The following is a 26,526-nucleotide window of genomic DNA, read 5'->3' on the forward strand; positions in this document are numbered from 1 at the left end:
GTCGACAGCATCGCGGCGACCACTACCCGCACCGGCCTCACGGTCCGGGCCGAACTCGACACCACCGCCTATGAGACAGGAGTGAGGGTCAGTGACGGGCAGATGACCGCCCTGCCGCTGAACCGCCACGACTGGCACGGCGACTGGAACTACACCCTCCGCCCCGAGGAGCACAGTCGGGACGGAATCCCTCCGATCCTGCCCCAGCTCCAGCCCGGCCCCGGCCGCGCCTGGCTGGTCCACCCGGCTCTGACCGGCATGGACCAGCACCAGTGGGACCAGCTCGTCGGCGAGCTGGCGGCAGCCCGCATGGCCCAGAGAGAAGAAGATCTCCACCAGCGGCGCGGCGGTGACCGGCAGAAGACTCCGGCCGTCGGCCTCTACACCGGCCGACGCCCCGGCCTCACCCTCGTCGACCGGCTCCTGGCCACCCTCCTCTACGAGCGGCTCGGGCTCCCGCAGGTCGTCATCGCCCGCCTCTTCGCGGTCGCACCCCAGACCATCAACCGGCGCATCCGCAAAACCCACCAACTCCTCGACGAGATCGGGCACGTCATCGCCCCGGCCGAGCACCGCCTCGCCACCCTGGACGACCTCGCAGACCTCGCCGCACACCTCGGCATCACCCCAACACCAAAGATCAAGACAGCGAGTTGATAATCGGCAGGCCCTAACTACCCGGCCTTGGGAGAACTTCAGACGGCACCGCCCCCACACGACCGGAGAGATCGTGTGAGGCATCGGACCGCCCAGGCCGCACCAGGTGCACGAGAGCGTGAGGGAACCCGCCCACCCGCAACGGACCACGCCCCCAGAGATGTGCCGCCGAGCGGGACGCGAAAGCGGCAACCCAGCGCACCCAATACCGTTCGGGATGCGCCCAGAACACATGAGTGGGTCCAACACCCACTCATGCACACTGGCTAGGAACGGTTCACCGTCCACTCGAACGGCATCCGCGAGGCCCCGGGCACCCGGTTCAGGATCGAACGGGCCCGGATCTCGTGGAAGGTGATCCCCCGGAATTCGGGGGTGTCGAACGTGCGCGTGGTCACCGCGTCCGCGGCGAAGAGCGCGCTGTTCCCGGTCGTCGAGTTCTTCTCGACCAGGTTGTCCCAGCGCATGGACGCCTCCTCGGTAGCACTCAATGCAGAATAGAACACGTGTTCCATTGATCGTGCGGGGCGGCTCCGCGACCAGCGTGGGGTCCTCCGGGAAACCCGCTCCGTGACCGGACCGTCAAGAACCGGCTCCACGTCGACGTCAGTCCCACCGGCCGGGAGCAGGACGAGGAGGTGCGCCGGCCGCTCGGCCTGGGTGCCCGCCGTGCCGACATCGGTCAGGGCGACGAGAGCTGGATCGTCCTCACCGACCCGGAGGCAACGAGTTCCGCGTCCTCGCGGACCACCGCCCCTGATCCTGGACGGCCCGATTTTGAGCGGCTGTGCCCGAGGTGGTTGGCTCAGCTCACCCACCGAACCACCGAGTGCTGGAGGAACAGCCATGGCGCAGGTCGAGGCCACCACGGAACGGATCATCGCGGCGGACGCAGAGGCGGTGTTCGACGCGCTGGCCGACTACAAGGACGTCCGCGGCAAGGTGCTGACCGGGCACTTCAGCGAGTACGAGGTCCGGGAGGGCGGCGACGGGGAGGGCACCCTCGTCCACTGGAAGCTCCAGGCGACCAACAAGCGTGTCCGCGACTGCCTGCTGGAGGTCAGCGAGCCGACCGACGGGCAGCTCGTCGAGAAGGACCGCAACTCCTCCATGGCCACGACCTGGACCGTCACCCCGGCCGGTGAGGGAAAGTCCAAGGCCGTCGTGACCACGGTCTGGGACGGCGCCGGCGGCATCGGCGGGTTCTTCGAGCGGACCTTCGCGCCCAAGGGCCTCGGCCGGATCTACGACGAGCTCCTCCAGAACCTCGCCACCGAGGTCGAGAAGTAATTTCCTTCCGCCGCACCGGAGGTCGGAGATCCGACCTCCGTGAGCGCGGCCGGCCTCACCGGAACGGGTGGTTTTCCGGGGCGGCCGGTTGTGCGCCGTAGTGGCTCCCACCGGCGCATAAGCCCTCCGTGCGCGCCGCGTACGCCCCTCGTCACGTTTGCCCCGCCTTGCCGCGCGATGCGAGAAATGGGCGGCGCAGGTGCGACGAGGGGAGCGTTACGTGGTGGGCGGTATCACGCTGGTGGAGGACGGGCCGGACGGCACGGGTCCGGGCGGCCCGGCACCGGACGGCACGGCGGCGAGACCCGGAGCCCCCGCCGCACCACCCCCGCCATCCTCTCCCGCCGCACCCGGATCCGGCCCGGACACGGCGGAGATCAGCCCCCGCAAGGTCCGCATGGTCTTCCTCGGGCTGATGCTCACCCTGCTCCTCGCGGCGCTCGACCAGATGATCGTCGCCACCGCCCTGCCGAAGATCGTCGGTGAGCTGCACGGCCTGGAGAAGATGTCCTGGGCGGTCACCGCCTACCTCCTCGCCTCCACCATCGTCCTGCCGCTCTACGGCAAGCTCGGCGACCTCTTCGGCCGCAAGGGCGTCTTCCAGTTCGCCATCGTCGTCTTCATCATCGGCTCGGCGCTTGCGGGCTGGTCGCGCACCATGGACGAGCTGATCGCCTTCCGCGCCCTCCAGGGCATCGGGGGCGGCGGCCTCATGATCGGCGTCCAGGCGATCATCGCGGACATCGTCCCGGCCCGGGAGCGCGGCCGCTACATGGGCCTCATCGGCGCGGTCTTCGGCCTCGCCTCGGTGGCCGGACCCCTGCTCGGCGGGTTCTTCACCGACCACGCCTCCTGGCGCTGGTGCTTCTACATCAACGTCCCCTTCGGCCTGGTCACCCTGGCCGTCATCGCGGTCGTCCTCAAGCTGCCCAGGCCCGCCGTCCGGCCCCGGCTCGACGTCATCGGCGCGGTCCTGCTCGCCGTCGCCTCCACCTGTCTGGTGCTGCTCACCAGCTGGGGCGGCACCGAGTACGCCTGGGGCTCACGCACCGTCCTGGGCCTCGCGGCGGGCGCGGTCGTCACGACGGTGCTCTTCGTCGCCGCCGAACACCGGGCCGCAGAACCGATCATTCCGCTGAGGTTGTTCCGTGACTCCGTCTTCAACGTCACCGGCCTGGTCGGCGCGGTCGTCGGCATCGCGCTCTTCGGTGCCGCCAGCTATCTCCCCACCTACCTCCAGATGGTCGAGGGGGCCAGCGCCACCGAATCCGGGCTGCTGATGCTCCCGATGATGATGGGCATCGTCGGCGGCTCCATCGTCTCCGGCCGGCTCGTCACCCGCACCGGCCGCTACCGGATCTACCCGATCGTCGGCAGTGCCGTCTCGGTGGTCGGCATGTGGCTGCTGTCCCTGCTGGAGGCGGACACCTCCCCGCTGGTGTACAGCTTCTACCAGGCCGTCCTCGGCATCGGCATCGGACTGGTCATGTCCGTCCTCGTGCTCGCCGTGCAGAACTCCGTACGCCCTTCGGACCTCGGCACCGCCACCAGCGCCAACAACTACTTCCGGCAGATCGGCGGCAGCGTCGGCGCGGCGGTCTTCGGCACGCTGTTCGCCGGGCGGCTCTCCGACGCCCTCGGCGTACGCCTGCCCGACGGAGCGGAGCTTCCCGACCCCGAGTCGATCACCCCGCAGATCGTCCACGCGATGGAGCCCGCGCTGCGCGACGCCTACATCCAGGCGTACGTCGACGCGATGCCGCGCATCTTCCTCTACCTCGTGCCGGTGCTCGTACTCGGCCTGATCCTCGCCTTCTTCCTCAAGGAGAAACCGCTGGTGTCCCACCACAGTCCCGAAGCCGCCGCCGAGACCACGCAGATCCCCGCCGCCCGCGCCGACTCCGGCGGCCCGCCCGCCGGTCACCTCTCCGGGGTCCCGGTCCACGGCAGCGTCCAGCACCCCGACGGCACAACCGTCCCCCGCGCCGCCCTCACCCTCATCGACGTCCAGGGGCAGCAGGTCGGGCGCGGGGCCAGCGGCGAGGACGGGCGGTACGCGCTGAGCGTCCCCGGCGCCGGGTCCTACGTCCTGATCGCCGCGGCGGGCGGCCACCAGCCGCAGGCCGTCAGCGTCACCGTGGGCGAGCGCCCCGTCGAGCTGGACATGGTGCTCGGCGGCGCCGGACGCCTCGCCGGGTGCGTCCTCACCCCCGACGGCGCCCCCGTACCCGAAGCGGCCGTCACGCTCACCGACGTACGCGGAGAGGTCGTCGCCTCCACCCGTACCGGGCGCGAGGGCGGCTATGTCATCGGAGATCTGGTCGCCGGCGAGTACACGCTGGCCGCCGGCGCCCCCGCCTTCCGCCCCGCGGCCCTCCCGGTCAGCGTGCAGGCCGCCCGCGAGACCCGGCAGGACATCGAGCTGGCGGGCGGGGCCGTCCTGCGCGGCGTCGTCCGGGCCACCGGTGGACGCCCGGTCGAGGACGCCCGGGTCACCCTGCTCGACGCGGCGGGCAACGTGGTGGACACCCTCACCACCGGGCCCGACGGCTCGTTCCGGTTCGTCGATCTGTCGTCCGGCGAGTACACGGTGATCGCCGCCGGCTACCCGCCGGTCGCCACCGTTCTCCAGGTCGCGGGCGGCCGCACCGAACGCGACCTCCAACTCGGCCACGAGGACTGAGAGGACTGAGACGTACGAGCCCGGGGCCGACGTCACGCCGATGTGCACCGCGCCCCCGGGGCCCGGCGTGCCTCCGCCGCCTCCCGCACCAGCCGCATCAGCGCCCGCGCCCCCGGGCTCAGACTCCGCGCCGCCGGAAGCACCACCACGCTCTCGTACACCGGCCGGTACGCACCCGCCAGCTCCACCGTGACCAGCCGGGCCGCCTCGGGCTTGCGGGAGAAGTGGTGCGGTACCACCGCGATCCCCAGCCCCTCCTGCACCAGCTCCAGCAGGCTGTGCACATCGTTGACCTCCAGGCCCACCGTCCGGCGCACCCCCGCCGCCGCGAACGCCTCGTCGGCGGCCCGCCGGGGGCCCCAGTCCGGATGGAAGTCGATGAACGACGCCCCCGCCAGCTCCTCCCACCCCACCTCCGGCCGTCCGGCGAACGCGTGCCCTGCCGCGCACAGCAGCACCATCGGCTCCCGGGCCAGCGGTACCAGCTCCCCGCGCCACTCCGCCGGACCGACCGTGGCCGCGAACGCCAGGTCCAGGCGCCCGCCCGCCACCCCGTCCAACAGGCTGCTGGTGCCCTCCTGCCGCAGCCGCAGCTCCATCTGCGGATGCTCCCGGTGGAACGCAGCCAGCAGCCGCGCCGGGCTCACCCCCGCCACGCACTGCTCGACCCCCACCGTCAGCGTCCCGCCCAGCAGCCCCCGTACGGCATCGACCGCGTCCCGCGCCGCCCGCGCGCCCGCCAGCGTGCGCTCCGCCTCCACCAGCAGCGCCCGGCCGGCCTCGGTGAGCCGGACCGTGCGCGTGGTGCGACTGAACAACGGGGTCCGCAGCTCCTGTTCCAGCGCCCGTACGGAGGCGGAGAGCCCGGACTGCGAGACGGCGAGGCGCTCGGCGGCGCGGGTGAAGTGACGCTCCTCGGCGACGGCGACGAAGTGCTCCAGTTGACGCAGTTCCATGATTGAGCAATCTAAGCGATGAATCCGAGCGGAATCTCCTGTTGGACTGCTGGATCCATCTGCGGAAGCCTGGGCGTGTCCCCCGGCCCTCTCCCCGTGGAGCCCTTCGCATGTACCTGCCGTCCGCCGACCGCTACTCCGCCATGCCCTACCGGCGCACCGGCCGCAGCGGTCTGCAGCTGCCCGCGCTCTCCCTCGGCCTCTGGCACAACTTCGGAGGGGACAGAACGCCCGAGGAGCAGGGCCGCATCCTGCGCCGCGCCTTCGACCTCGGCATCACCCACTTCGACCTGGCCAACAACTACGGCCCGCCGCCCGGCTCCGCCGAACTCACCCTGGGCCGCGCCCTGGCGACCGACTTCTCCCGGCTGCGCGACGAGATCGTCATCTCCACCAAGGCCGGCTACCGCATGGGGGACGGGCCGTACGGGGAGTGGGGCTCGCGCAAGTACCTGCGCTCCTCCCTCGACCAGAGCCTGAAGCGCCTCGGCGTCAGTTACGTCGACATCTTCTACTCCCACCGGCCCGACCCCGAGACCCCCCTCGAAGAGACGATGGGCGCGCTCGACACCGCCGTACGGCAGGGCAAGGCGCTGTACGCCGGGCTGTCCAACTACTCCGCCGCGCAGACCCGCGAGGCCGCCGCGATCCTGAAGGACCTCGGCACCCCGCTCCTCATCCACCAGCCCCGATACTCGATGCTCGACCGCCGCATCGAGGACGACGGGCTGCCGGACGTCCTCGACGAGCTGGGCGCCGGGTCCATCGCGTACTCGCCGCTGGAGCAGGGCATCCTCACCGACCGCTATCTGAGCGGCATCCCGGCCGGCTCCCGGGCGGCGGGCGCGAGCCCGTTCCTGACGCCCGACGCCGTCACCCCGCAGCTGGTGGAGCGGCTGCGCGCGCTGGACGCCCTGGCGAAGGAGCGCGGCCAGTCGCTCGCGCAGCTGGCCCTGGCGTGGGTGCTGCGCGGCGGGCGGCTCACCTCCGCCGTCGTCGGCGCGAGCAGCGTCGCCCAGCTGGAGAACAGCGTCGAGGCCGTCTCGAACCTGGAGTTCGGCGCGGACGAACTCTCCCGGATCGAGGAGCTGCTGCGGGACGCGAAGACGGGCTGACGCCGACCAGGAGCGGGAGAGCGGTACGGGCGGTGCGTCGGGGTGGGACGCCGGGGCGAGGTCAGGGGGCGATGCCCACCCCGTCGATCCGGCCCCAGGCCCGCTCCTGCACGGCGGTCATGGCGGGCCAGGCGCGCCCGCCCGGCCGGGGCAGGACCCGGGAGAACGTCGCGAACCGCGGATCGCCGGTCAGCGCGCCGGGCACTCGGCGGCGACCGGGGGCCCGGCCCTTGGGAGGGCCGCGGGCGCCTCGCCCGCCGTGCCGAGGAGCAGGGCCGTGATCGTGGCGGCCGGCGCGGCGGAGCGGAACCGGTGGCGGCGGTACAGCGGCAGGGCGGGAGCGGGCAGGTGGGGGGAGTACACGGGGCGGCTCCTGGCTGTCTGCCCGGCGCGGGTGTGCGCCGGGACGTGCCGGGATACCAGGAAGCGCCGCACCCGGGGGAGAAGCCCCGTGCGCATTGCGTTCATAGTGTTCGCCCGGGCGCCCGAGGAGGACCACGGCAGGGAGCACCGCAGACACCACCGGACGGACCACCGCGGGGACCACCGGAGGGACCTTCGGCGGACTGGACCTCTGGCGGGCCGCCCCTCCCTGGCCCGCGCCGCTCACGGCGCGTACGGTGTGGCGGCATGAAGATCCTCATCAGCGCGGACATGGAAGGCGCCACCGGAGTGACCTGGCCGGCCGACGTGCTGCCGGGGACTCCGCAGTGGGAGCGCTGCCGGTCGATGTTCACCTCGGACGTGAACGCGGCGGCACTCGGCTTCTACGACGGCGGCGCCGACGAGGTGCTGGTCAACGAGGCCCACTGGTCGATGCGCAATCTGCTGCTGGAGCACATGGACGAACGGGTCCAGATGCTCACCGGCAAGCACAAGTCGCTGTCCATGGTGGAGGGCATCCAGCACGGCGACGTGGACGCGGTGGCCTTCGTCGGCTACCACACCGGGGCCGGCACGGAGGGCGTCCTCGCCCACACCTACCTCGCCAACTCCATCACCGGCGTCTGGCTCAACGGGGCCCGCGCGAGCGAGGGGCTGCTCAACGCGCACGTCGCCGCCGAGTACGGCGTGCCCGTCGTCCTCGTCACCGGCGACGACCTGACCTGCGTCGACGCCGAGGGATACGCCCCCGACGCCCGGAAGGTCGCCGTCAAGGACTACGTCTCCCGCTACGCGGCGGTGTGCCGGACCCCGGCCCGTACCGCCGCCGACATCAGGGCGGCGGCGAAAGCGGCCACCGTGCTGGCGGGGAGGCGGGAGCCCGCCACCGGGTCCGCGTTCACCGTGGAGCTGGAGTTCGACGCCGAACACCTGGCGGCCGCTGCGACCGTCGTCCCCGGCGTGGCGGCGAGCGGCGAGAGGCGTGTCGCGTACACCAGCGCGACGATGTACGAAGGAATTCGCACGTTCAAGGCGGTGACGACGATCGTGTCGGCCGCTGTGGAGGAACAGTATGGCTGAGGCCCCCGACCTGCTCGGACCCGTCGACCGGCAGGCCCTCGACGAGGTGGTGACGTTCACCTCCGAACTCATCCGCATCGACACCACCAACCGGGGCGGCGGCGACTGCCGGGAGCGCCCGGCCGCCGAATACGTCGCCCAGCGGCTCGCCGACGCCGGAATCGAACCGACGCTGCTGGAACGGACCCCCGGCCGGACCAATGTGGTCGCCCGGATCCCCGGCACCGACCCGTCGGCCGACGCACTGCTCGTCCACGGCCACCTCGACGTGGTGCCCGCCGAGCCCGCCGACTGGACCGTGCACCCCTTCTCCGGCGAGGTGAGCGACGGAGTCGTGTGGGGGCGCGGCGCCGTCGACATGAAGAACATGGACGCGATGGTCCTCGCCGTCGTACGGGGCTGGGCCCGCGAGGGGTTCCGCCCCCGGCGCGACATCGTCATCGCCTACACCGCCGACGAGGAGGACAGCGCCGTCGACGGCTCCGGCTTCCTCGCCGACCGGCACCCCGAGCTGTTCGAGGGCTGCACGGAGGGCATCAGCGAGTCCGGGGCCTTCACCTTCCACGCGGGCGAGGGCCTCTCGCTCTACCCGATCGCGGCGGGCGAGCGGGGCACCGGCTGGCTGAAGCTGACCGCGGAGGGCCGGGCCGGGCACGGCTCCAAGGTCAACCGGGAGAACGCGGTGAGCACTCTGGCCGCCGCCGTCGCCCGGATCGGCGAACACGAGTGGCCCATCCGCCCCACCCCGACCGTCCGGGCCGCGATCACCGAGATCGCCGCCCTCCACGGCATCACCGCCGACCTCGACGAACCCGGCTTCGACGTCGCCCAGCTCCTCGGCAAGCTCGGACCGGCCGCGTCCCTCGTCGAGAACACCATCCGCAACAGCAGCAACCCGACGATGCTGGATGCCGGCTACAAGGTCAACGTCATCCCCGGCCACGCCGCCGCCTTCATCGACGGACGCACGGTCCCCGGCGGTGACGAGGAGTTCCGCGAGACCCTGGACCGGCTCACCGGGCCCTCGGTCTCCTGGGAGTTCTACCACCGCGAGACGGCCCTGACGGCCCCCGTCGACTCACCGACGTACGCCAAGCTGCGCGCCGCCGTCGAACGGTTCGACCCGGACGGGCACACCGTTCCGTACTGCATGTCGGGCGGCACCGACGCCAAGCAGTTCTCCCGCCTCGGCATCACCGGCTACGGCTTCACCCCGCTGAAGCTGCCCGTAGGCTTCGACTACCAGCGGCTCTTCCACGGCGTCGACGAGCGCGTCCCCGTCGACGCCCTCCACTTCGGCGTCCGCGTCCTCGACCACTACCTGCGCACCGCCTGACCGACCGACCCTGCCGATCCGCACCCGGGGGACCGACCTACGTGAACACCGTGCCAGCAGCCCCGTACGGAACCTGGCCGTCGCCGATCGACGCGGCACTGGCCGCCTCGCACGACGGCCGCCCGGACCACCTCGGCACCGTCGGGGACGAGGTGTGGTGGACCGAGCCGCGCCCCGCCGAGGACGGCCGGCGCGCCCTGATGCGCCGCCGTGCCGACGGCACCACCGCCCCCGTGCTGCCCGCCCCCTGGAACGCCCGCAGCCGGGTGATCGAATACGGCGGACAACCCTGGGCGGGCACGGTGCGCGCTGACGGCGAACTGCTCGTGGTGTTCGTCCACTTCACCGACCAGCGGCTTTACGCCTACGCCCCCGACGGGCCGGACGAGCCGTGGCCGCTCACCCCGGTCTCGGACATCGGCGGCGGACTGCGCTGGGTGGACCCGCAGGTGCGCCCGGAGCGCGGGGCGGCGGGCGAAGTGTGGTGCGTGCTGGAGGAGTTCACCGGGCCCGCACCCACCGACGTACGGCGCGTCCTCGCCGCCGTACCGCTGGACGGCTCGGCGGCCGGCGACCGCTCGGCGGTCCGTGAACTCTCGGACGACCGGCACCGGTTCGTCACCGGCCCCCGGCTCTCCCATGACGGGCGACGGGCGGCCTGGATCGCCTGGGACCACCCCCGGATGCCCTGGGACGGCACCGTGGTCATGCTGGCCGACATCACCGACGCGGATGAGTTCACCGGTGTGCGCCCCCTCGTCGGCGACCTCGACGCATCGGTCTGCCAGGTGGAGTGGGACCGCGACGGCAGCCTCCTGTTCGTCTCCGACCTCGCCGGCTGGTGGGAACTCCAGCGCATCCGCCCCGACGCGGTCGCGGGTGGTGTGGTCCCCAGCAGCCGTCTCCTGCCGCCCCGGGCCGAGGAGTTCGGCGGACCGCTGTGGAAGATCGGGCTGCGCTGGTTCCACCCGCTGGACAACGGGCTGATCGCCGTCCTGCACGGCAGGGGCGGCATGCGGCTCGGCATCCTCGACCCGGAGACCGGTGACCTCGCCGACGTACCGGGCCCCTGGACCGCCTGGGCCGACACGCTCGCCGTCCACGGCAGCCGGGTCGTCGGCGTCGCGGCGAGCCCCCGCAGCGGCCCCGAGATCGTGGAGCTGGACACCGCGACCGGCCACACCTGCACCATCGGCGCACCCCACCACGACACGGTCGACCCCGCGTACTACCCGGTGCCCGAGGACCGCACCTTCACCGGCCCCGACGGCCGGGAGATCCACGCCCACGTCTACCCGCCGCACAGCCCCGACCGCACCGGACCCGAGGGCGAGAAGCCCCCGTACGTGGTGTGGGCGCACGGTGGCCCCACCGGTCACGCCCCGCTCGTCCTCGACCTGGAGATCGCCTACTTCACCTCGCGCGGCATCGGCGTGGCCGACGTCAACTACGGCGGCTCCACCGGCTACGGCCGCGGCTACCGCGAACGGCTCCGCGGCCAGTGGGGCGTGGTCGACGTCGACGACTGCGCGGCCGTCGCCTCGGCCCTGGTCGAGGAGGGCGCCGCAGACCCGGACAGGCTCGCGATCCGGGGTGGCAGCGCGGGCGGCTGGACCACGGCCGCCTCGCTGACCTCCACCGACCTGTACGCCTGCGGGACGATCCTCTATCCGATCCTGGATCTCGCGGGCTGGGCCACGGACGAGACCCACGACTTCGAGTCGCAGTACCTGGAGTCCCTCGTCGGCCCGTTCGCCGAGGTGCCCGAGCGCTACCGCGAACGCTCCCCGCTCCACCGCGCCGACCGGCTGAGCACCCCGTTCGTGCTGCTCCAGGGCCTGGACGACGTGATCTGCCCGCCCGCCCAGAGCGAGCGGTTCCTCTCCGCACTCGCCGGCCGGGGCGTCGCCCACGCCTACATCGCCTTCGAGGGGGAGAGCCACGGCTTCCGGCGCGCGGAGACACTGGTCCGCGCACTGGAGGCCGAGCTCTCCCTCTACGCACAGACATTCGGTATCGACCGGCCCGACGTGCCGCCCCTGGAGCTGACCACGTGACCCGTGAGGGTCACGGCCCGGCGACCCCCCTGGTCCGGCCGCCCCGGCTGCGTCCCGGCTCCCGGGTCGCCGTCGTCGCGCCCAGCGGCCCTGTGCCCGCCGACGGTCTGGAGGCGGGTCTCGCCGTCCTGCGCGACTGGGGCCTCGAACCCGTGGTCGGCCCCCATGTCCTCGACGTCCACCCGGAATTGGACTACCTCGCCGGGGCGGACGCGGACCGTGCGGCGGACCTTCAGCAGGCGTGGTGCGACCCGTCCGTGGAGGCCGTGCTGTGCGCCCGGGGAGGGTACGGCGTGCACCGGATGGTCGACCTGGTCGACTGGGCGGCGATCCGGGCCGCCGGGCCCAAGGCGTTCGTCGGCTACAGCGACATCACGGTCCTGCACGAGGCGTTCGCCCTGCGGAGCGGGTTCGCGACCCTGCACGGGCCGATGGTGGCCACCGAGTCGTTCCTGAAGGACGCGGCGACCCGTGAGCACCTGCGCGCCACGCTCTTCGAGCCGGAGACCGTCCGCACCCTCGGCCTGGAATCGGCCGGGCCGCTGGTCCCCGGCCGGGCGCGGGGCACCCTGTACGGCGGGTGTGTCAGCCTGCTCGCCGCCGACATCGGCACCCCGGGAGGCCGGACCCGCATCCGCGGCGGACTGCTGGTGATCGAGGACACGGGGGAGGAGCCCTACCGGCTCGACGGCTTCCTCACCCGGCTGCTGCGGACCGGAGCCCTGGACGGAGTCGCCGGGGTTGCCTGCGGCTCCTGGCAGGAGTGCGGACCGTACGAGAGGATCCGCGCCGTGCTCGCCGACCGGCTCGGCCCGCTGGGCATACCCGTGGTCGAGGAGCTGGGCTTCGGCCACGGTCCGACCGCGCTGACGATTCCCCTGGGCGTGCCCGCGGTGCTCGACGCACCGGCGGACGGCGGGCGTTGCACGCTGACCGTCGAGTCCCCCGCCCTGCGCTGAGCCCCTCCTCGGCCGCTGCCCGTATCCGCCGTCTCGTCCCTGCCCGCGTCGCTGCCCGCGCGGGCAGCCGGATGTGTGCGTTCGTGCGTGGAACGTGAACATCCGTCAAGAACCGCCGACCGATACGTTGACACGGTTATGAGCTGTGTCACAGCATGAGCGCGACCCAATACTTACCGGTCGGTAAGATGTCCTCGGTGTGGAGGTCTTCGTGTCAGGTGCTGTTTCCAGAGTGCGCGGCCGGCTCGGCGCGGTCGCCGGGGCGGCCCTCGTGGCCCCCCTCGTCCTGGCCGGCCCGGCCCAAGCCGAGGCCGAGCCGTACACCGTCACCCCGCTGACGTTCACCGTCGGGGCGGGCGACCGCACCTGCGCGGTGGACGCCGACCTCTACCGGCCCGCCGGGGCCGACGCGGACCGCCCCGCCCCCGCCGTCCTCGCGACCAACGGCTTCGGCGGCAGCAAGTCCGACGGTTCCACCGACGCCATCGGCAGGGCCTTCGCAGAGCGCGGCTACGTCGGACTCGTCTACTCCGGCCTCGGCTTCGGCGAGTCCGGCTGCCTGATCACCCTCGACGACCCCGCCATCGACGGCAGGGCCGCGAGTGAACTCCTCGACTTCCTCGGAGGGGTTCGTGCGGCCGACGACGGGACCAGGGCCGACTACGTCACCCAGGACGCCGACGGCGATCCGCGCGTCGGCATGATCGGCGGCTCCTACGGCGGTGCGATCCAACTGGCGACCGCCGCCGTCGACCCCCGCGTCGACGCCCTCGTCCCGCTGATCACCTGGAACGACCTCGGCTACGCGCTGGCCCCCAACAACACCGGGGCGCGTGCCGGCGTCACCTCCGACACCCCCGGCGTCTTCAAGTGGCAGTGGGCCAACGGCTTCTACCTGATCGGCGAAGGCCAGCCGCTCCTCAACCCGAGCCTGGACCCGTCTCGGATCAACCGGCTGGACTGCCTGCACTTCGCCACCCGTGCCTGCGAGACCATCCGGTTGCTCAACTCCGGCCGCTACCCCGCCGACAAGACCGAGGAGATGCTTGCCTACGCACGCGGCGTCTCGCCCGTCTCCTACCTCGACCGGGTCAAGGCCCCCACCCTCATCGTCCAGGGCCAGGCCGACAGCCTGTTCAACCTCAACGAGGCCACCGCCACCTACCGGACGCTCAAGGCGCAGGGCACCGAGACGAAGATGATCTGGCAGGCCTGGGGGCATAGCGGAGGCCAGGTCCCCGGCGAACTCGACCTGAGCCAGGGCAATCTGGAGACCAGCCACGTCGGACAGCGGGTCCTGGCCTGGTTCGACCGCTACCTCCGGAAGAAGACGGACACCGACACCGGTCCCGCGTTCTCCTACTATCGCGACTGGCAGAGCGGCTACGGCGCCGCCGCCGACGTCCCCGCCCTCTCGCAGTCCCTGTACCTCTCCGGCGACGGCAAACTCGTCGACAACCGCTCGAAGGTGGCGCGCGGCAGCCGTCAGTACACCAACTGGCCCGTGCCCACCAGCCACTCCGAGAGCTCCATCGCCCCGCTCATCGGACTGCCCGACCCCAAGCCGTACGACATCAGGGGCACCTACCTCGGCTGGCGCAGCGAACCCCTCACCGCACCCCTCGACGTCGTCGGCGCGCCGAAGGCCACCCTGAAGGTCGTCTCCCCGAAGGCCGAACGGGTCCAGAACAGCGGTGACGCCTCGGACAGACTCGTCCTGTTCGCCAAGGTCTACGACGTCGGGCCCGACGGCAGCCGGACACTGGTGAACCGGCTCGTCTCCCCGGTCCGGGTCCCCGACGTCACCCGGCCCTTCACGGTGGAGCTGCCCGGCATCGTCCACCGGTACGAAACGGGGCACCGTCTGGAGTTCGTGATCGCCGCCAGCGACACCGCCTACTTCGGCAACCGGGGCATCAAGCCCGTCACCGTCGTCCACGCCCCCGAGGACACCGGCGTACTGGAGCTCCCGGTGGTCCCGGCCGGCTGACGCCCGGTGCCCCCCGGTTCACTCGAACGGCCGTACAGTATCGCCCCCCGAACCCGGCAGCCGGACATGCTGGGACCCCGGGGGGCGGTCGCGTGCACGACGGGCGGGCGGCCGGACGGCGAGAAGCGAGCGGAAGGGCCGGCCCATGAGCCCCAAGGACGTATCGAGCGGTACCGCGCGCGCCAAGGGGTGGCTCACCCCGGGGCGCGTCGTGGTCGGTGTGCTGGTCGTGCTCGTCATCGTGTTCATCTGCGTGAACACCAACAAGGTCACCATCCGGGTGCTGATCCCCGAGGTGACGATGCCCCTCTGGTTCGCCCTGCTGGCCATGTTCCTGATCGGCCTGGGCTGCGGCGGCTACCTCTTCCGCCGCCGGGGGAAGTGACAGCGGCGGAAGCCCGCGCGGACATCCGCGCGCAGGTCCGGGCGGAACCCGAGCGGAAGCCGAGCGCACGGAAGTCCGACCGACGGGACTCTGGTCCACGCGGCCACCTGCGTGTTCCCCGGTCACCGGGGGCGCCCGGACCTGCGGCGGCCCGCCGCGAGGGAACGAGGGTGCCTTGGCCACGACCGTACGACGTGCCGTACTGAACCTGCCCCGGACGACTCCGACTTCCTGCACGTCGGCGTACTGATACGCAATCCGCATGAGCAGCCCGCGCCGGTCTGCTGGTGGTCCAACATAGCCATCCCGGAGGCCCCGGACACCCGTGTGCTGGTTCGATCCGTGAGCGCGGACGCTTCCGGCTGCTCCTCGCCCGGATCCTGGTCGCCGAGGGCGACACCGGGGCGGCCGCGAGACCTTCGACGCCGGGTTCGAGGTCGCCGACCTGCGCGAAGGGGCCGGAATCCTCGGTGAGCTGTGGGCGTCGGTCAGCGACGAGCCGCTGCCGGACGCCTATGACTTCCGCATGAGCCCGCCCCAGGAGTGATCAACGCGCTCCGGGCGGTCGGTCAGACGGTGACGTTGCGGTCCACGTACTCGAAGATCGAGCCGTCCGGGTGCAGTGCGATGAGGTTGCGGCCCGCCGGGGTCGGCACCGGTCCCGCGATGACCCGCGCGCCCGCCCGGGTCAGCGCCGCGTTCGCCTCGTCGACGTCCTTGACGGCGATGGTCGCGCCCACCTTGCGCAGCACCTCCAGCTCCGACTCCGGGCCGCTCATCAACAGGAAGCAGCCGATCGCGGCCACCGACACCCCACCGCGCTCGAAGCGCAGGGCCGACGTGCCCGTCAGCCCCTCGTAGAAGGCCACCGAGGCCTCCAGGTCGTCGACGCAGATACGCAGCGTGGTTCCGAGGATCTCCATGTGCACGAGGGTAGTTGGCGGCTCCCGCCGGTGTGATCGATTCGGGTCCGCCGAAATCTCCTTGCCCCGCTCCGGGGGTGGTGCCAGGGTCGTGCCCATGGAGCGGGGTTCGTCATCAGAAGTCACCGTCCGGGCCTATCGGCGCGAGGACTGGGGCGCGATCGCCCGCATCCACGACGCCGCGCGCCTCGACGAGCTGCGCGTCTCCGTCGGCGTGGAGGCCTTTCTCACGCTGGCCGAGACGTACGAGGAGGAGGGGCTGTTCGACGGGGCGCTCTGGGTGGCCGAGGTGCGGGACGGCTCGGAGCCGGTGGTCGCCGGTTTCGCCGCGTACGCGGACGCGGAGCTCACCTGGCTGTAAGTCGATCCGGCCCGCTACCGTCAGGGAATCGGACGCGTCCTGCTGCGCCATGTTCTGGAGGCCGCCGACTCGGCCGGGATCGAGTGCACGGTCCTGGCCGGGAACGACAGCGCCCGCGCGCTCTACGAGAGCGCGGGCTTCGTGGTCGTCGAGACGAAGACCGGGACGCTCGCGGGCAACGAGCGGTTCCGGGCGACCGGTCACGTCATGGAGTGGCACCGCCCCTGAGGGCGGTCGACGCTACTTCCGGCAGACCACCTCGCCGTGCGGCACCATGAACCAGCCGTCGTCGTCCTCGCCCCAGGAGCGCCACGCCGAGGCGATGGCCGCGAGCTGCTCGTCGCTCGCGTGACCGCCCCGAACCGCCAGCTCGGCGTAGACCGAATCCGTCGTGCGGTCCGCCCACAGGCCGCTCCACCAGGCGCGGCTCTCCGGGGTGGCGAAGCACCAGGCGGCCGCGGTCGGGGTGATGTCGGTGAACCCGGCCCGCCGCGCCCACGACAGGAGCCTGCGGCCCGCGTCGGGCTCGCCGCCGTTGCCGCGGGCCACCCGGCCGTACACGTCCAGCCACTCGCCGAGACCGGGGGGCTTCGGGTACCAGGTCATCGCCGCGTAGTCGCTGTCGCGTGTCGCGACCACACCGCCGGGGCGGCAGACCCGTCGCATCTCGCGCAAGGCCTGGACCGGGTCGCCCACGTGCTGGAGCACCTGGTGGGCGTGGACCACGTCGAACGAGTCGTCGGGAAAGTCCAGGGCGTGGACGTCGGCCACCGCGAAATCGATGTTGTCCAGGCCCCGTTCGGCGGCCACCGCGGCGGCCTGGCCGAGGATGCCGGTGGTGGTGTCCACCGCGGTGACCCGGCCCGGCGCGACGCGTGCGGCCAGGTCGGCGGTGATGGTTCCGGGCCCGCAGCCGACGTCCAGCACGGCCAGACCGGGGCGGAGTTCGCCGAGGAGGTACGCGGCGGAGTTGGCGGCGGTCCGCCAGCGGTGTGAGCGCAGGACCGACTCGTGGTGGCCGTGCGTGTACACGGCGGTCTCCTTCGGCATGGCGTTGCGTCCTCTCCCGAAAGCCTCGCGCCGACGGGCGCGGCGACATGAGCCACCGTACGTCGTGGTGTCGGATGGTGAGATGGGCGTCTTGTCATGCGGACGATTCGTGTGCGGGTGCGGCCTCGAAGGGCAGGCGGTCAGACCGGCATCGGGCAGTAGACGGTCAGCGCCTCCGGCAGCTTGTCGATCATCAGTTCCGTTCCGGAGCGGGCCACTTCACCGTCGTACGCGTAAGGTGTCCCCGGCGCGAGGCCGCCGATCCGCACCCGGCGCCGCCGCACCGCGGCATGGGCGGGTGAGCGGGTCAGCGGTCCCGCCACCGCCGCCGCCAGCAGGCGCAGCGCGGGCCCCCGCCCGCCGTGCACCACCCGGACGTCCAGCAGGCCGTCCGCCAGGTTGTGGCGGCGGCCCGGGGCGGGGCCCACCCGCTGGAAGAGCCCGTTGCCGACGAAGAGCAGCCACAACGGGCGCCTGCGGCCCTGTAGTTCGGCCTCCAGCGGTCGCTGGCCGCGCAACACGTGGCACGCCGCGAGTACGCCCGCGGGCCAGCCGCCGATCCGGGGCGACCAGTGTTCCCGGGTGCGCACCAGGTCCGGATAGGCGCCCAGCGAGAAGGCGTTGAGGAAATAGCCGTCCGCCCCGTCCGGGCCCTTGGGCCCCGGCCGGAAGCGGCCGAGGTCCACCCGGATCGCTTCGCCCGCGGTGAGGGCGGCGGCGGTGTCGTGGACGGTCTCGATGCCCAGGTCGTAGGCGAAGTGGTTGAGCGTGCCGCCGGGGAAGACCGCCAGCGGCATCCCGTGCGTCGCCGCCACGGAGGCCGCCAGGTTCACCGTGCCGTCGCCCCCGCAGACACCCAGCGCCCGGCCGCGGCCCGCCGCCTCGTCCAGAGCCGCCGACAGCTCCCCGGGAGGCACCTCCACCACCTCCGCCGCGGGCAGCGCCTCACGCACCACCGCCGCGGTCGTGGTGGCCGTGCCCGACTCCTGGTTCACCACCACGACGAGGTCCTTCCCGACGGGCAGCGCCGGAGCCTCGCCGGGCGGGCGGCCGGGAGCTGGCAGCTGGCCCCGGGTGGGCACCACACCACGCAGGGCGAACGCGGCACCCACGCCGAGCACCGCTCCCGCCAGCACATCGCTCGGATAGTGGACGCCGGTGTAGACACGGGAGGCCGCCACGGCCACCGCGACCGGGGCCACGACCGCGCCCCAGCCCTTGGACTCCAGGGCCACGCCGGTGGCGAAGGCCGCCGCCGACGCCGCGTGGCCCGAGGGGAAGGAGGTGGTGACCGGCTGCCGCTTGAGCTGCCGCACCACCGGCACCAGGTCCGCTACCGGCCGCTCGCGGCGCACCGCGCCCTTGCCGACCGTGTTGATCGCCGCCGAGGCCACGGCGAGGGACGCCACCCCGCGCAGCGCGGCCCGGCGCGAGCGCGCGCTGCTGCCGAGCGCCGCGATCCCGGCCGCCGCCCCGAACCAGAGCAGCCCGTGGTTGGCGCTCCGGCTCAGCCTGGGCAGCAGCGGAGCGGCGCCCGGCCAGTGCCGGTCCGCGACGCTCCGGAACACGGCCAGGTCCCGCCCTTGCAGCCAGCCGCGCAACCGGGCGGCGGGAGCGGCGGATGAGGTTCTCGGTGAGGACATGGCTCAGCGAATACCCGGCCGGGCCACGTTGAACCAGCAGGCGCGCTGAGACCCCGGCCACGCGCCACCACCGACCGGCAGAACGGCCCATACGGCGACGGCCCCCGGCCGGGCGCGCGATTGGGCGGGCGGAGCGTCCGGAATCTCCGTATAAAGAAGCCAACCGTACAAGCCGGAGTACGCGGACCCACGGTGAGCGACGAATGGCGGAGGAGGGCCGGATGCACGGGACTGAGGACCACGTGCCCACGCACGAGGACCATGCGCCCACGCACGAGGACCACGGCCCCGTCCGCTACGGGCCGCCCGCCCCCGACCCCGGCCTCCCGGTCCTCCCGGAACTGGCCGCCGTTCTCGCCGCCGCGTCCGCACGGACCCGTCCGGAGCCGCCCGGAGGGGGCCCGGTGCTGCGCGAGGCGGCCCGCGGCTACTGGGACCGGCGCGGACTGCACGGCACGGCGGGCAGCATCGCCGCCGCCCCCGGCGCCCAGCCGCTCCTCCTGGCCCTGATCGGCGCCCACGGCGGCGACGTCCTCATGCCGCGCCCCTGCCCGGCCGCCTGGATGCCGCAGGCCCGGCTGCTGGGCCGGCCCGCCTACCATGTGCCGACCCCGGCTGAATGCGGCGGCGTACCCGACCCGTACGCCTTGCTGGAGACCGTCCGCCGGGTCCGTGCGGAGGGTGGCCGGCCGAAGCTGCTGCTGCTGTCCGTCGTGGACGACCCCACGGCCACCGTGGCCCCGCCCGAGCTGGTCCGCGAGGCCTGCGAGGCGGCGGTCGGTGAAGGACTGCACATCATCAGCGACGAGACCTGGCGCGACACCGTGCACCGGCCCCGCGACACCGTCCTCCTCAGCCCCGCCGAGATGTGCCCGGACGACGTCACGGTGATCGGCGACCTGGCCGGAGCCCTCGCGCCCGCCGCCTGGCCGGTCGCCGTCGCCCGCTTCCCGGACACCGCCCGGGCCGCCGTCCGCCACGCCCGCACCCTGGACGTCCTCACCGCGCTCGGCGCCCTCGTCGCGGCTCCCGTCGCCCACGCGGCCGCCCACGCCCTGGGGGAGCCGGAGCCCGTACGGGAGCGGATCCGGCGGGCCGCGGCGCTCCAGGCGGAGGTCGCCGCCGCCGCCCACCGTGCGGTCCTCGGCTCCGGCGCGCTGGCCCGCCCCCCGCAGGCGGGCCGCCACCTCTACGCCGACCTCGGCCCGCTGCGCCCCCGGCTGGCGGAGCTGGGCGTCACGGACTCCATGGAGCTGGAGGAGTACCTCACCGACCGGCTCGGCGCACCGGCCCCGGGCGGACACCGCTTCGGGGACGAGCTGGGCGCCCTGCGCGTACGCCTGGGCACCGGTCCGCTGCTGGGGGCCACGCCGCAGCAGCAGACGCAGTCCCTCACCGCCGCCGAGCCCCTGGAGCTCGCACATGTGGCGCAGGCGCTGGAAAGCTTCGCGGCGGTCTTCGGCGCGCTGCGCTGAGCACGGCCACGGCCACGGCCGTCCGGCCAGGGATGTTCATCCCGTCGCGTCGCCCGTCCCCGGGCCGTACCTCGACCGCAGCTTGCGCCACACCGCCGGAGCCCCGCTGATCAACAGCGTCAGGGCCACCGCCGCGACCACCCCCTGCCACGGCTCCGGGAACAGCGAACCGCCCAGGATCCCGATCAACTGGTACGTCGCCGCCCAGGCCAGACACGCCGGAACATCACCCCGGGCGAACCGCCGCAACGGCATCCGGCCCAGCAGACAGGCCAGCATCACCGGAATCCGCCCGGCCGGCATCAGACGGGACAGCACCAGCACCGTCCCGCCGCGTTCGTCCAGCTTCGCCTGCGCCTGGGCCAGCCGCTCCGGCGCGGCCCGGCGGGTGATCGCCTCCAGCCACTTCGAGCCGTTCCTCGACCGCACCCCGCGCTGCCCCAGCCAGTACAGACAGATGTCCCCGAGGAACGCGGCGGCCGACGCCACCACGAACACGAAGAGCAGGGCGAACGGCGACGTCTGGTGGAACGCCACCACCGCCGCCGTACTCACCAGCGCCCCCGTCGGTACCACGGGCACCAGCGACCCCAGCGCCACCAGCGCGAACAGCGTCGGGTACCCGACCGCCTGCTGGGTCGACTCGGTGGGCAGTTCCCGCACCACCTGCTGGATCTCGTGGATCACCGGCCGGCCTCCGGACGGGCCCGTTCGCCGTGCCCCAGCAGGTGCACCGTCACCTCGGGCGCCCGCTTCGCCGCCTGCCGTACGAACTCGTCGCCCGGCGCGTGGAACTCGTGCGGACGCACCCCGTCCAGACCGATCGGCCAGTACGTCCCGTAGTGCACCGGCACCGCCGCTCGCGGTGCGAGAAGGGTCAGGGCCTCGGCGGCGCGGGCCGGGTCCAGATGGCTCTGCCCCAGGAAGGGCCCCCAGCCGCCCACCGGCAGCAGCGCCACGTCCACCGGTCCCACCGCGTCGGTCATCCCGTCGAAGAGCCCGGTGTCCCCGGCGAAGTACGTCCGGGCCTCGCCCTCGACCACGTAGCCGAGCGCGGGCGAGCGGTGCGGCCCGACCGGCAGCCGCCGTCCGTCGTGCAGCGCGGGGACCGCCCGCACCCGCACGTCGCCCACGCGCACCACGTCGCCCGGCTTCACCTCGGTGACGTGCAGCTGCCGCACGCGCCGCAGCACCCGCAGCCCCGGCACCGCCGCCACCGCGCCGCTCGGCACGATCAGCCGGCTGCCGGGAGCCAGCCGGGCCAGTGACGGCAGATGCAGATGGTCGGAGTGCAGGTGGGAGACCAGCGCCACCTCCGCGACCGCGGCCTGCGGCGGCGGCACCTCGCCCCGGCGGCGGCGCAGATGCGCGAAGCGCCGTACGAACAGAGGGTCGGTCAGCACCCGCACCCCCGAGTCCTCGATCGTGCAGGTGGCATGACCCCACCAGGTGACCTCCACCGGCACGTCCGCCTCCTCGCTCGATCCCCGCCCGACTCCCGGGACCTCGTGTCCCGGCGCGGCCCGCGCGGCCCGTGCCCGGGCGCGCTGCCGGTACGAGCCTATGCGCCCCCCGTACCGTCCGGCCGCTCCTTGGCCGGTCGCCCCGAAGCCGCTGACCGGGACCGACGCTGTGAAAAGCTGAAGAGTGGGCCCCGGACGACCGGGCCCGGGGGCGGAGAGGGCGTGAGGTGGACCGGCGTGGGTGACGGGAAATGGCGTACGGCGGGCAGAGCCCTGATGCGGGTGATCGCGGTCTGGGCGGTGTCCACCCTCACCATGCTCGCGCTCGCCGGCATCCTGCCCGACTTCCAGCTCCAGTCCGACGACGGCGACACCATCACCAGGACCGCCTTCACCGCCGCCTGGGGCGCGGGCGCCTTCGGCCTGCTCTCCGCACTGGTCTGGCCCGTTCTGGTGCGGTCCCTGCTCATCGTGCCCGCGCTCGTCCTCGGCGCGCTGGTCTTCTTCCTCAACGGCTCGCTGCTGCTGATGGCGCTGCGCCTCATCCCGGACGGGCGCGGGGACGCCGCGCCGGAGACAGCGGTCGTCGTCGCCGCCGTCATGTCCGCCGTCGCCTCCGCCACCTCCACCGCCCTCGCCGTCCGCGACGACGAGGCCTACCGCCGCAGGCTGTCCCGGCTCGCCGACCGGCGGCGCAGACGCGGCCGCTCCCCGGGCCCGCCGGAACCCGGCCGCGACGGACCGCCCGGCACCGTCTTCCTCCAGCTCGACGGCGTCGGCCACGACGTCCTGGTGAAGGCCGCCGCCGACGGGCTCATGCCGACCGTCGCCGGCTGGCTCGCCGACTCCTCCGGACACCGGCTCACCCCCTGGCGGACCGACTGGTCCAGCCAGACCGGCGCCAGCCAGCTCGGCATCCTGCACGGCAGCAACCACGACGTGCCCGCGTTCCGCTGGTACGAGAAGGACACCCGTACGGTCATGGTCTCCAGCCGTCCCGCGAGCGCCCTCGAAATGCAGCGCCGGGCCATCGCGCACACCCGTGACGGAGGGCTGCTCACCGTCGACGGCGCGAGCCGCGGCAACCTCTTCAGTGGCGGCGCCGGACAGCTGGCCCTGGTGCTCTCCATGGCCGCCCGGCGCGGCAAGGGACGCCGTTCCCGCGCCGGATACTTCGCCTACTTCTCCGACCCGGCCAACGCCACCCGTACCGCTCTCTCCTTCGTCGCCGAGGTCCTCCGCGAGATCGGCGAGTCGACCCGGGCCCGTGCCCGGAAGGTCACCCCGCGGATCAAGCGCGGCGGGCTCTACCCCTTCATCCGCGCCTTCGCCACCGTCGTGGAGCGCGATGTGGTCGCCGCCGCCGTCCTCGGCGACATGTTCGCCGGACGCACCGCCGTCTACGCCGACCTCGTCGCCTACGACGAGGTCGCCCACCACTCGGGCCCGCACAGCCGCGACGCGGAGAAGGTCCTCGTCCGCCTCGACCGCTCCCTCGCCCTGATCGCCAAGATCGCCGACCACACCCCGCGCGCCTACCGGATCGTGCTCCTGTCCGACCACGGACAGAGCCCCGGGGAGACGTTCGCGGGGAAGTACGGGCTCACGCTCAAGGACCTCGTCCGGGCGGGCTGCGGGCTGCCCGTGCCACGCCGGGCCCAGCGCACCCGCAGCGCGTCCGAGGCCCGCGACGCGGTGCGGATCGCGCTGCACCGCCCCGTCGAGGGACAGGAGGCCGAACACCCGGCCAAGCCCTCCGACCCGATCGTGCTGGCCTCCGGCAACCTCGGGCTGATCTCCTTCCCCGACATCGGGGGCCGTGCCTCCCGCGAACAGATCGAGCGCCGCCACCCGGCGCTGCTCTCCACGCTCGCCAACCACCCGGGAATCGGCTTCCTCCTCGTCCGCGCGGAGCACGGATCGGTGGTGCTCGGGCCCGGCGGGGCCGAGGTCCCCGTCGCCGAACTGACGGACGGGGAGGGACCGCTCGCGGTCTTCGGCGTCGGGGCGGCCGCGGCCGTACGGCGCACCGACACCTTCCCGCACGTCGCCGACGTCATGGTCAACTCCATGTACGACCCCGGCACCGGGACCGTGCACGCCTTCGAGGAGCAGATCGGTTCGCACGGCGGCCTCGGCGGCGAACAGTCACGGCCGTTCCTGCTCTGGCCGCGCGGACTGACGGACCCGCTCGACATCGTGGCCGCCGAGACCGCGGAGGGCGCGCCCGTGCCGCCGGGCGGCGGGCTCGTGGGAGCCGAGGCGGTGCACCGGGTGCTGACCCGCTGGCTCCAGGAGTCCTCCGGCCCCCAGGTACCGGTCCGGGCCGAGGGCTTCGCCGGGGCGGATCTGACGGACGCGCCGTTCCCGGGAGGGGCCCCGGTGTCGGACGCGCCGGGAACGACGGCCTGAACGACAGGTCAGGTCGTGGGGAGGCGACCTCTCCAGGAGGCCGCCCCCGGGGTTGCCCGTCCGGCGGTCGCCCCGCCGGCTCAGGTCGACTGCTGCCGTCCCAGCGCCGGCGGGAAGAGCACGGAGGGCGAGGGGCCGCACCCGGGGGAGGGTGCGGCCCATCGATTCTCCTACCGCGGAGTTGTCGCTTCGTCGACAGCCGTGACGATGCTCAGTGCCATGGCATCGAAGTTCTCTCGGAAGAAGCTCGTCCTGTTGTAGAACCCCTCCTCCGAGAACCCACCGGACGTGATGAACGTGGCCGCCACCGCCGTCAGGGCCGAATGGATGACGTGCAGTTCACGCACGGTCAGGCTGAAGTCGCGGGCCGTCCTGTGATCACCCGCCAGCCTCTCGGCCAGGCGATCGATCTCCTGCCGGTCCGCACTCAGCTGTACGGCGACGGCCTCGTCGGAGTATCCCCAGCCCTGAAGCGTCCGCAGCGCCTCAAGCATCAGGGCGGTCTGGGACGGCGTGAGGCGAGTCCTGCAGGCCCCGTTGTCCATGGTCAGTCCGATCTGCGTTCTCGAACCGTCGGCCCTCCTCAACTGGGCGGAAGCGGACCGAACTTCCCAAGGAACTTCTCTTTGGTCATCCGGTATCCGTGGATGTATCGGTCCTTGATGATGACGAGGCCTCCCTTCGCCTCGTCGAAGGCAACGGTGCTCTTGGTGGTGGGGCCGATGTGGGTGGCTTCCCCCGCCAACTGGCCCAGTACTTGGCCAGTTCCTCGATGTTCTTGCCGATGCCGGGGATGGTCATGTATACCGATGCCTGTGGTGCGCGCTGAGCTGGTCGGGCCTGTGAATCAGTGTGAAAGTGGCGCTCGATCACCCCGTATTGCATAGTGATAGCTCGGTCGTGCCTCGCTATCAGCGGGTCGACAGGTGCGTGGGCGGCCGAGGTGGCCGACCGGGGGTGAGGGACGATGCGTTCTGTGCACGACGGACAGCGGCAGACCCGCGCCGTCCCTCCGCCGCCCGGGGGCGCCCGCGAGGGCGGAAGGCTTCCCGTCTCCTGCGGACCGGAGGGGCCGGGCGGAGCCGAACCCGCCCCGTCCGCTGCTTCCCCGACCACTCCGGCACCGGCTGTTCGCGTCCCGATCGCTTCCGCGCCCGGCGAGTGGCGAGGGCCGCTTCGCCCGGGTGCGGGCCCATGGGGGAAGGGCCCCGGACCGCTTCGTGACGGGAGCGGTGCCGGGGCGTTCGGGGCGGGGCGTTCCCCCGGCGGTCTCCGGACGTACCAGCGCATGGGTGAACCGGGCATCCCGGCCGCCCGGGGACTGGCCCTGGACCTCGGCAGCTCCCGCACCCGGGCCTGGGTGCCCGGCCGGGGGCTCGTGCTCGACCCGTTCCCCGGCTCCGGCCGCCACGGGGACGCCGGGCGGCCGGTCCGGCGCGGGCGCATCGTCGACCCCGAGTCCTGCGGCCGGCTGCTCGGCCGGATCGCCGACGCGGCCCTGGGCCCCGACCGCAGCGACAGCGTGATCGTGCTCAGTCACCCCGTGCTCGCCGGGGCCGAACACCGCACCGCCGCACGGGCCCTGATCGCGGGGCTCGGGACGACGCGCGTCCTGGTTCTCAGCAGCGCCAGGGCCGCCGCCGCGTACGCCGGACCGAGGGAGTCGGGTCCCCTTCTCGTCGTCGACATGGGAGCCGAGCTGACCGAGGTCACGCTCCTCGTGGGCGGCCTGGTCGCCGACGCCCGGCAGGCCGAGAGCGGACTGGACGATCTCGACGGCCTCGATCCGGCAGTGCTGCCCGCCGTCCTCGTCCGTACGGTGCTCGACATGATCACGTCCATGTGGCGGCACGACCGGCACGGCGCGATCCGCGGAGCTCTGCGCAAGGGCCCCGTCCTCGCGGGCGGCGGCGCGCTGCGGGCCGACGTCACCGGTCGCATCGCCCGCTGCCTCGGCACCCGTGTGCGCCTGGCCGGCGACCCGTCGACCACGGTCGTCCGGGGCGCCGGACAGATCCTCAGCTCCGTGCTGCGCCACCGGACGGCGCCGCCCGGGCATTCCGGCCGACCGAGGTGACGCCGTACCCGGGACCGCCCCGGGCGAACACGTCCCGCTTGCGGTGTGTGCTGACCACGCTGCTCCTCACGGTCCTCACCCTGATCGGCGGCGCGGCCACGACGAGCGGCGCGGCCCCCGCCCCGGCTTCCCGAAGCCTCGCGCCGGCCGTCACCGCCGCTGCCCCGGCGCCCGCCGCACCGCAGGCCCTTCGCACCGGAACCGACCACACCGGGCACGGCACTCGGCAG

Annotated in this window: 23 protein-coding genes and 6 pseudogenes; 19 read left to right on the forward strand and 10 right to left on the reverse strand. The window is 73.1% G+C overall.

Annotated elements, in window-relative coordinates:
• Window positions 1-657: transposase family protein (locus B9S58_RS06590; protein ID WP_181009202.1), on the forward strand; the 657-nt coding region annotated here is incomplete at its 5' end.
• 275 nt (window positions 658-932) lie between these two features.
• Here the strand turns inward: B9S58_RS06590 and B9S58_RS06600 are convergent.
• Window positions 933-1,124, reverse strand: a pseudogene (locus B9S58_RS06600) (radical SAM protein); the annotation flags it as partial.
• A gap of 108 nt (window positions 1,125-1,232) precedes the next feature.
• Here B9S58_RS06600 and B9S58_RS06605 point away from each other — a divergent pair.
• The 3 genes and pseudogenes from B9S58_RS06605 to B9S58_RS06615 all read left to right on the forward strand — a co-directional run.
• A pseudogene (locus B9S58_RS06605) lies at window positions 1,233-1,417 on the forward strand (VOC family protein); the annotation flags it as partial.
• A gap of 86 nt (window positions 1,418-1,503) precedes the next feature.
• Window positions 1,504-1,947, forward strand: coding sequence for an SRPBCC family protein (locus B9S58_RS06610; protein ID WP_103531186.1), 444 nt, complete (start codon window positions 1,504-1,506; stop codon window positions 1,945-1,947).
• 220 nt (window positions 1,948-2,167) lie between these two features.
• Window positions 2,168-4,630, forward strand: a complete 2,463-nt coding sequence (locus B9S58_RS06615) for an MFS transporter (protein WP_103531187.1) — start codon at window positions 2,168-2,170, stop codon at window positions 4,628-4,630.
• Between the two features lie 32 nt (window positions 4,631-4,662).
• On the opposite strand, the gene B9S58_RS06620 is transcribed toward B9S58_RS06615, so the two are convergent.
• Complete coding sequence (locus tag B9S58_RS06620) at window positions 4,663-5,586, reverse strand: LysR family transcriptional regulator (RefSeq protein WP_103531188.1); 924 nt, start codon at window positions 5,584-5,586, stop codon at window positions 4,663-4,665.
• A 110-nt stretch (window positions 5,587-5,696) separates the two neighbouring features.
• Here B9S58_RS06620 and B9S58_RS06625 point away from each other — a divergent pair, with 110 nt between their 5' ends.
• Complete coding sequence (locus tag B9S58_RS06625) at window positions 5,697-6,701, forward strand: aldo/keto reductase (RefSeq protein ID WP_103531189.1); 1,005 nt, start codon at window positions 5,697-5,699, stop codon at window positions 6,699-6,701.
• A 61-nt stretch (window positions 6,702-6,762) separates the two neighbouring features.
• Here B9S58_RS06625 and B9S58_RS37830 read toward each other — a convergent pair whose 3' ends face one another.
• The gene (locus B9S58_RS37830) at window positions 6,763-6,906 is read right to left on the reverse strand and encodes a hypothetical protein (RefSeq protein WP_181009210.1); all 144 of its coding nucleotides are present in this window, start codon (window positions 6,904-6,906) and stop codon (window positions 6,763-6,765) included.
• Entirely contained in the window at window positions 6,891-7,064 is a 174-nt protein-coding gene (locus tag B9S58_RS37835; RefSeq protein ID WP_181009211.1) for a hypothetical protein, read from the reverse strand. The genes B9S58_RS37830 and B9S58_RS37835 overlap by 16 nt, the downstream gene beginning before the upstream one ends.
• 267 nt (window positions 7,065-7,331) lie before the next feature.
• Between B9S58_RS37835 and B9S58_RS06630 the strand changes: the two genes are divergently transcribed.
• The 7 genes and pseudogenes from B9S58_RS06630 to B9S58_RS38780 all read left to right on the forward strand — a co-directional run.
• A complete protein-coding gene (locus B9S58_RS06630) occupies window positions 7,332-8,165 on the forward strand; it encodes a M55 family metallopeptidase (RefSeq protein WP_103531190.1) in 834 nt (277 codons plus the stop codon).
• Complete coding sequence (locus B9S58_RS06635; RefSeq protein ID WP_103531191.1) at window positions 8,158-9,501, forward strand: M20/M25/M40 family metallo-hydrolase; 1,344 nt, start codon at window positions 8,158-8,160, stop codon at window positions 9,499-9,501. Before B9S58_RS06630 ends, B9S58_RS06635 begins: the two co-directional genes overlap by 8 nt.
• Window positions 9,502-9,542: 41 nt before the next feature.
• Window positions 9,543-11,558: a prolyl oligopeptidase family serine peptidase gene (locus B9S58_RS06640; protein WP_103531192.1), complete on the forward strand. Its 2,016-nt coding sequence runs from the start codon at window positions 9,543-9,545 to the stop codon at window positions 11,556-11,558.
• Window positions 11,555-12,517: an LD-carboxypeptidase gene (locus tag B9S58_RS06645; RefSeq protein WP_103531193.1), complete on the forward strand. Its 963-nt coding sequence runs from the start codon at window positions 11,555-11,557 to the stop codon at window positions 12,515-12,517. The genes B9S58_RS06640 and B9S58_RS06645 overlap by 4 nt, the downstream gene beginning before the upstream one ends.
• Window positions 12,518-12,749: 232 nt before the next feature.
• On the forward strand, window positions 12,750-14,507 hold the full coding sequence (locus B9S58_RS06650) for a CocE/NonD family hydrolase (RefSeq protein WP_103531194.1): 1,758 nt from the start codon (window positions 12,750-12,752) through the stop codon (window positions 14,505-14,507).
• Window positions 14,508-14,652: 145 nt separating this feature from the next.
• A complete protein-coding gene (locus tag B9S58_RS06655) occupies window positions 14,653-14,892 on the forward strand; it encodes a LapA family protein (RefSeq protein ID WP_103531195.1) in 240 nt (79 codons plus the stop codon).
• A gap of 335 nt (window positions 14,893-15,227) precedes the next feature.
• A pseudogene (locus tag B9S58_RS38780) lies at window positions 15,228-15,439 on the forward strand (DUF5107 domain-containing protein); the annotation flags it as partial.
• 22 nt (window positions 15,440-15,461) lie between these two features.
• On the opposite strand, the gene B9S58_RS06665 reads toward B9S58_RS38780, so the two are convergent.
• Complete coding sequence (locus B9S58_RS06665) at window positions 15,462-15,815, reverse strand: VOC family protein (protein WP_103531196.1); 354 nt, start codon at window positions 15,813-15,815, stop codon at window positions 15,462-15,464.
• Window positions 15,816-15,912: 97 nt separating this feature from the next.
• Here B9S58_RS06665 and B9S58_RS38405 point away from each other — a divergent pair, with 97 nt between their 5' ends.
• Both B9S58_RS38405 and B9S58_RS40150 read left to right on the forward strand, forming a co-directional pair.
• Window positions 15,913-16,176: a hypothetical protein gene (locus tag B9S58_RS38405; RefSeq protein ID WP_219818868.1), complete on the forward strand. Its 264-nt coding sequence runs from the start codon at window positions 15,913-15,915 to the stop codon at window positions 16,174-16,176.
• A gap of 12 nt (window positions 16,177-16,188) precedes the next feature.
• Window positions 16,189-16,404 (forward strand): annotated as a pseudogene (locus tag B9S58_RS40150) (GNAT family N-acetyltransferase); the annotation flags it as partial.
• Between the two features lie 12 nt (window positions 16,405-16,416).
• Here B9S58_RS40150 and B9S58_RS06675 read toward each other — a convergent pair.
• Entirely contained in the window at window positions 16,417-17,226 is an 810-nt protein-coding gene (locus B9S58_RS06675) for a class I SAM-dependent methyltransferase (RefSeq protein ID WP_103531197.1), read from the reverse strand.
• Window positions 17,227-17,366: 140 nt separating this feature from the next.
• Entirely contained in the window at window positions 17,367-18,869 is a 1,503-nt protein-coding gene (locus B9S58_RS06680) for a bifunctional phosphatase PAP2/diacylglycerol kinase family protein (protein ID WP_103531198.1), read from the reverse strand.
• A gap of 221 nt (window positions 18,870-19,090) precedes the next feature.
• On the opposite strand from B9S58_RS06680, the gene B9S58_RS06685 reads away from it, so the two are divergent.
• A complete protein-coding gene (locus tag B9S58_RS06685) occupies window positions 19,091-20,344 on the forward strand; it encodes an aminotransferase class I/II-fold pyridoxal phosphate-dependent enzyme (protein WP_103531202.1) in 1,254 nt (417 codons plus the stop codon).
• A 36-nt stretch (window positions 20,345-20,380) separates the two neighbouring features.
• Here B9S58_RS06685 and B9S58_RS06690 read toward each other — a convergent pair whose 3' ends face one another.
• Complete coding sequence (locus B9S58_RS06690; RefSeq protein WP_103531199.1) at window positions 20,381-21,031, reverse strand: DedA family protein; 651 nt, start codon at window positions 21,029-21,031, stop codon at window positions 20,381-20,383.
• Window positions 21,028-21,810: an MBL fold metallo-hydrolase gene (locus tag B9S58_RS06695; RefSeq protein ID WP_181009209.1), complete on the reverse strand. Its 783-nt coding sequence runs from the start codon at window positions 21,808-21,810 to the stop codon at window positions 21,028-21,030. Before B9S58_RS06695 ends, B9S58_RS06690 begins: the two co-directional genes overlap by 4 nt.
• Window positions 21,811-22,044: 234 nt before the next feature.
• Between B9S58_RS06695 and B9S58_RS06700 the strand changes: the two genes are divergently transcribed.
• Entirely contained in the window at window positions 22,045-24,219 is a 2,175-nt protein-coding gene (locus B9S58_RS06700) for a phage holin family protein (protein WP_103531200.1), read from the forward strand.
• A gap of 170 nt (window positions 24,220-24,389) precedes the next feature.
• On the opposite strand, the gene B9S58_RS06705 is transcribed toward B9S58_RS06700, so the two are convergent.
• Window positions 24,390-24,713: a hypothetical protein gene (locus tag B9S58_RS06705; RefSeq protein ID WP_146063470.1), complete on the reverse strand. Its 324-nt coding sequence runs from the start codon at window positions 24,711-24,713 to the stop codon at window positions 24,390-24,392.
• A 235-nt stretch (window positions 24,714-24,948) separates the two neighbouring features.
• Between B9S58_RS06705 and B9S58_RS40155 the strand changes: the two are divergent.
• The 3 genes and pseudogenes from B9S58_RS40155 to B9S58_RS38415 all read left to right on the forward strand — a co-directional run.
• Window positions 24,949-25,065, forward strand: a pseudogene (locus tag B9S58_RS40155) (hypothetical protein); the annotation flags it as partial.
• Window positions 25,066-25,579: 514 nt separating this feature from the next.
• A complete protein-coding gene (locus B9S58_RS06710; protein WP_103531204.1) occupies window positions 25,580-26,296 on the forward strand; it encodes a rod shape-determining protein in 717 nt (238 codons plus the stop codon).
• A gap of 47 nt (window positions 26,297-26,343) precedes the next feature.
• Window positions 26,344-26,526 (forward strand): annotated as a pseudogene (locus B9S58_RS38415) (hypothetical protein); the annotation flags it as partial.

The organism is Streptomyces sp. SM11, from assembly GCF_002910905.1.
Classification (GTDB): Bacteria; Actinomycetota; Actinomycetes; order Streptomycetales; family Streptomycetaceae; genus Streptomyces.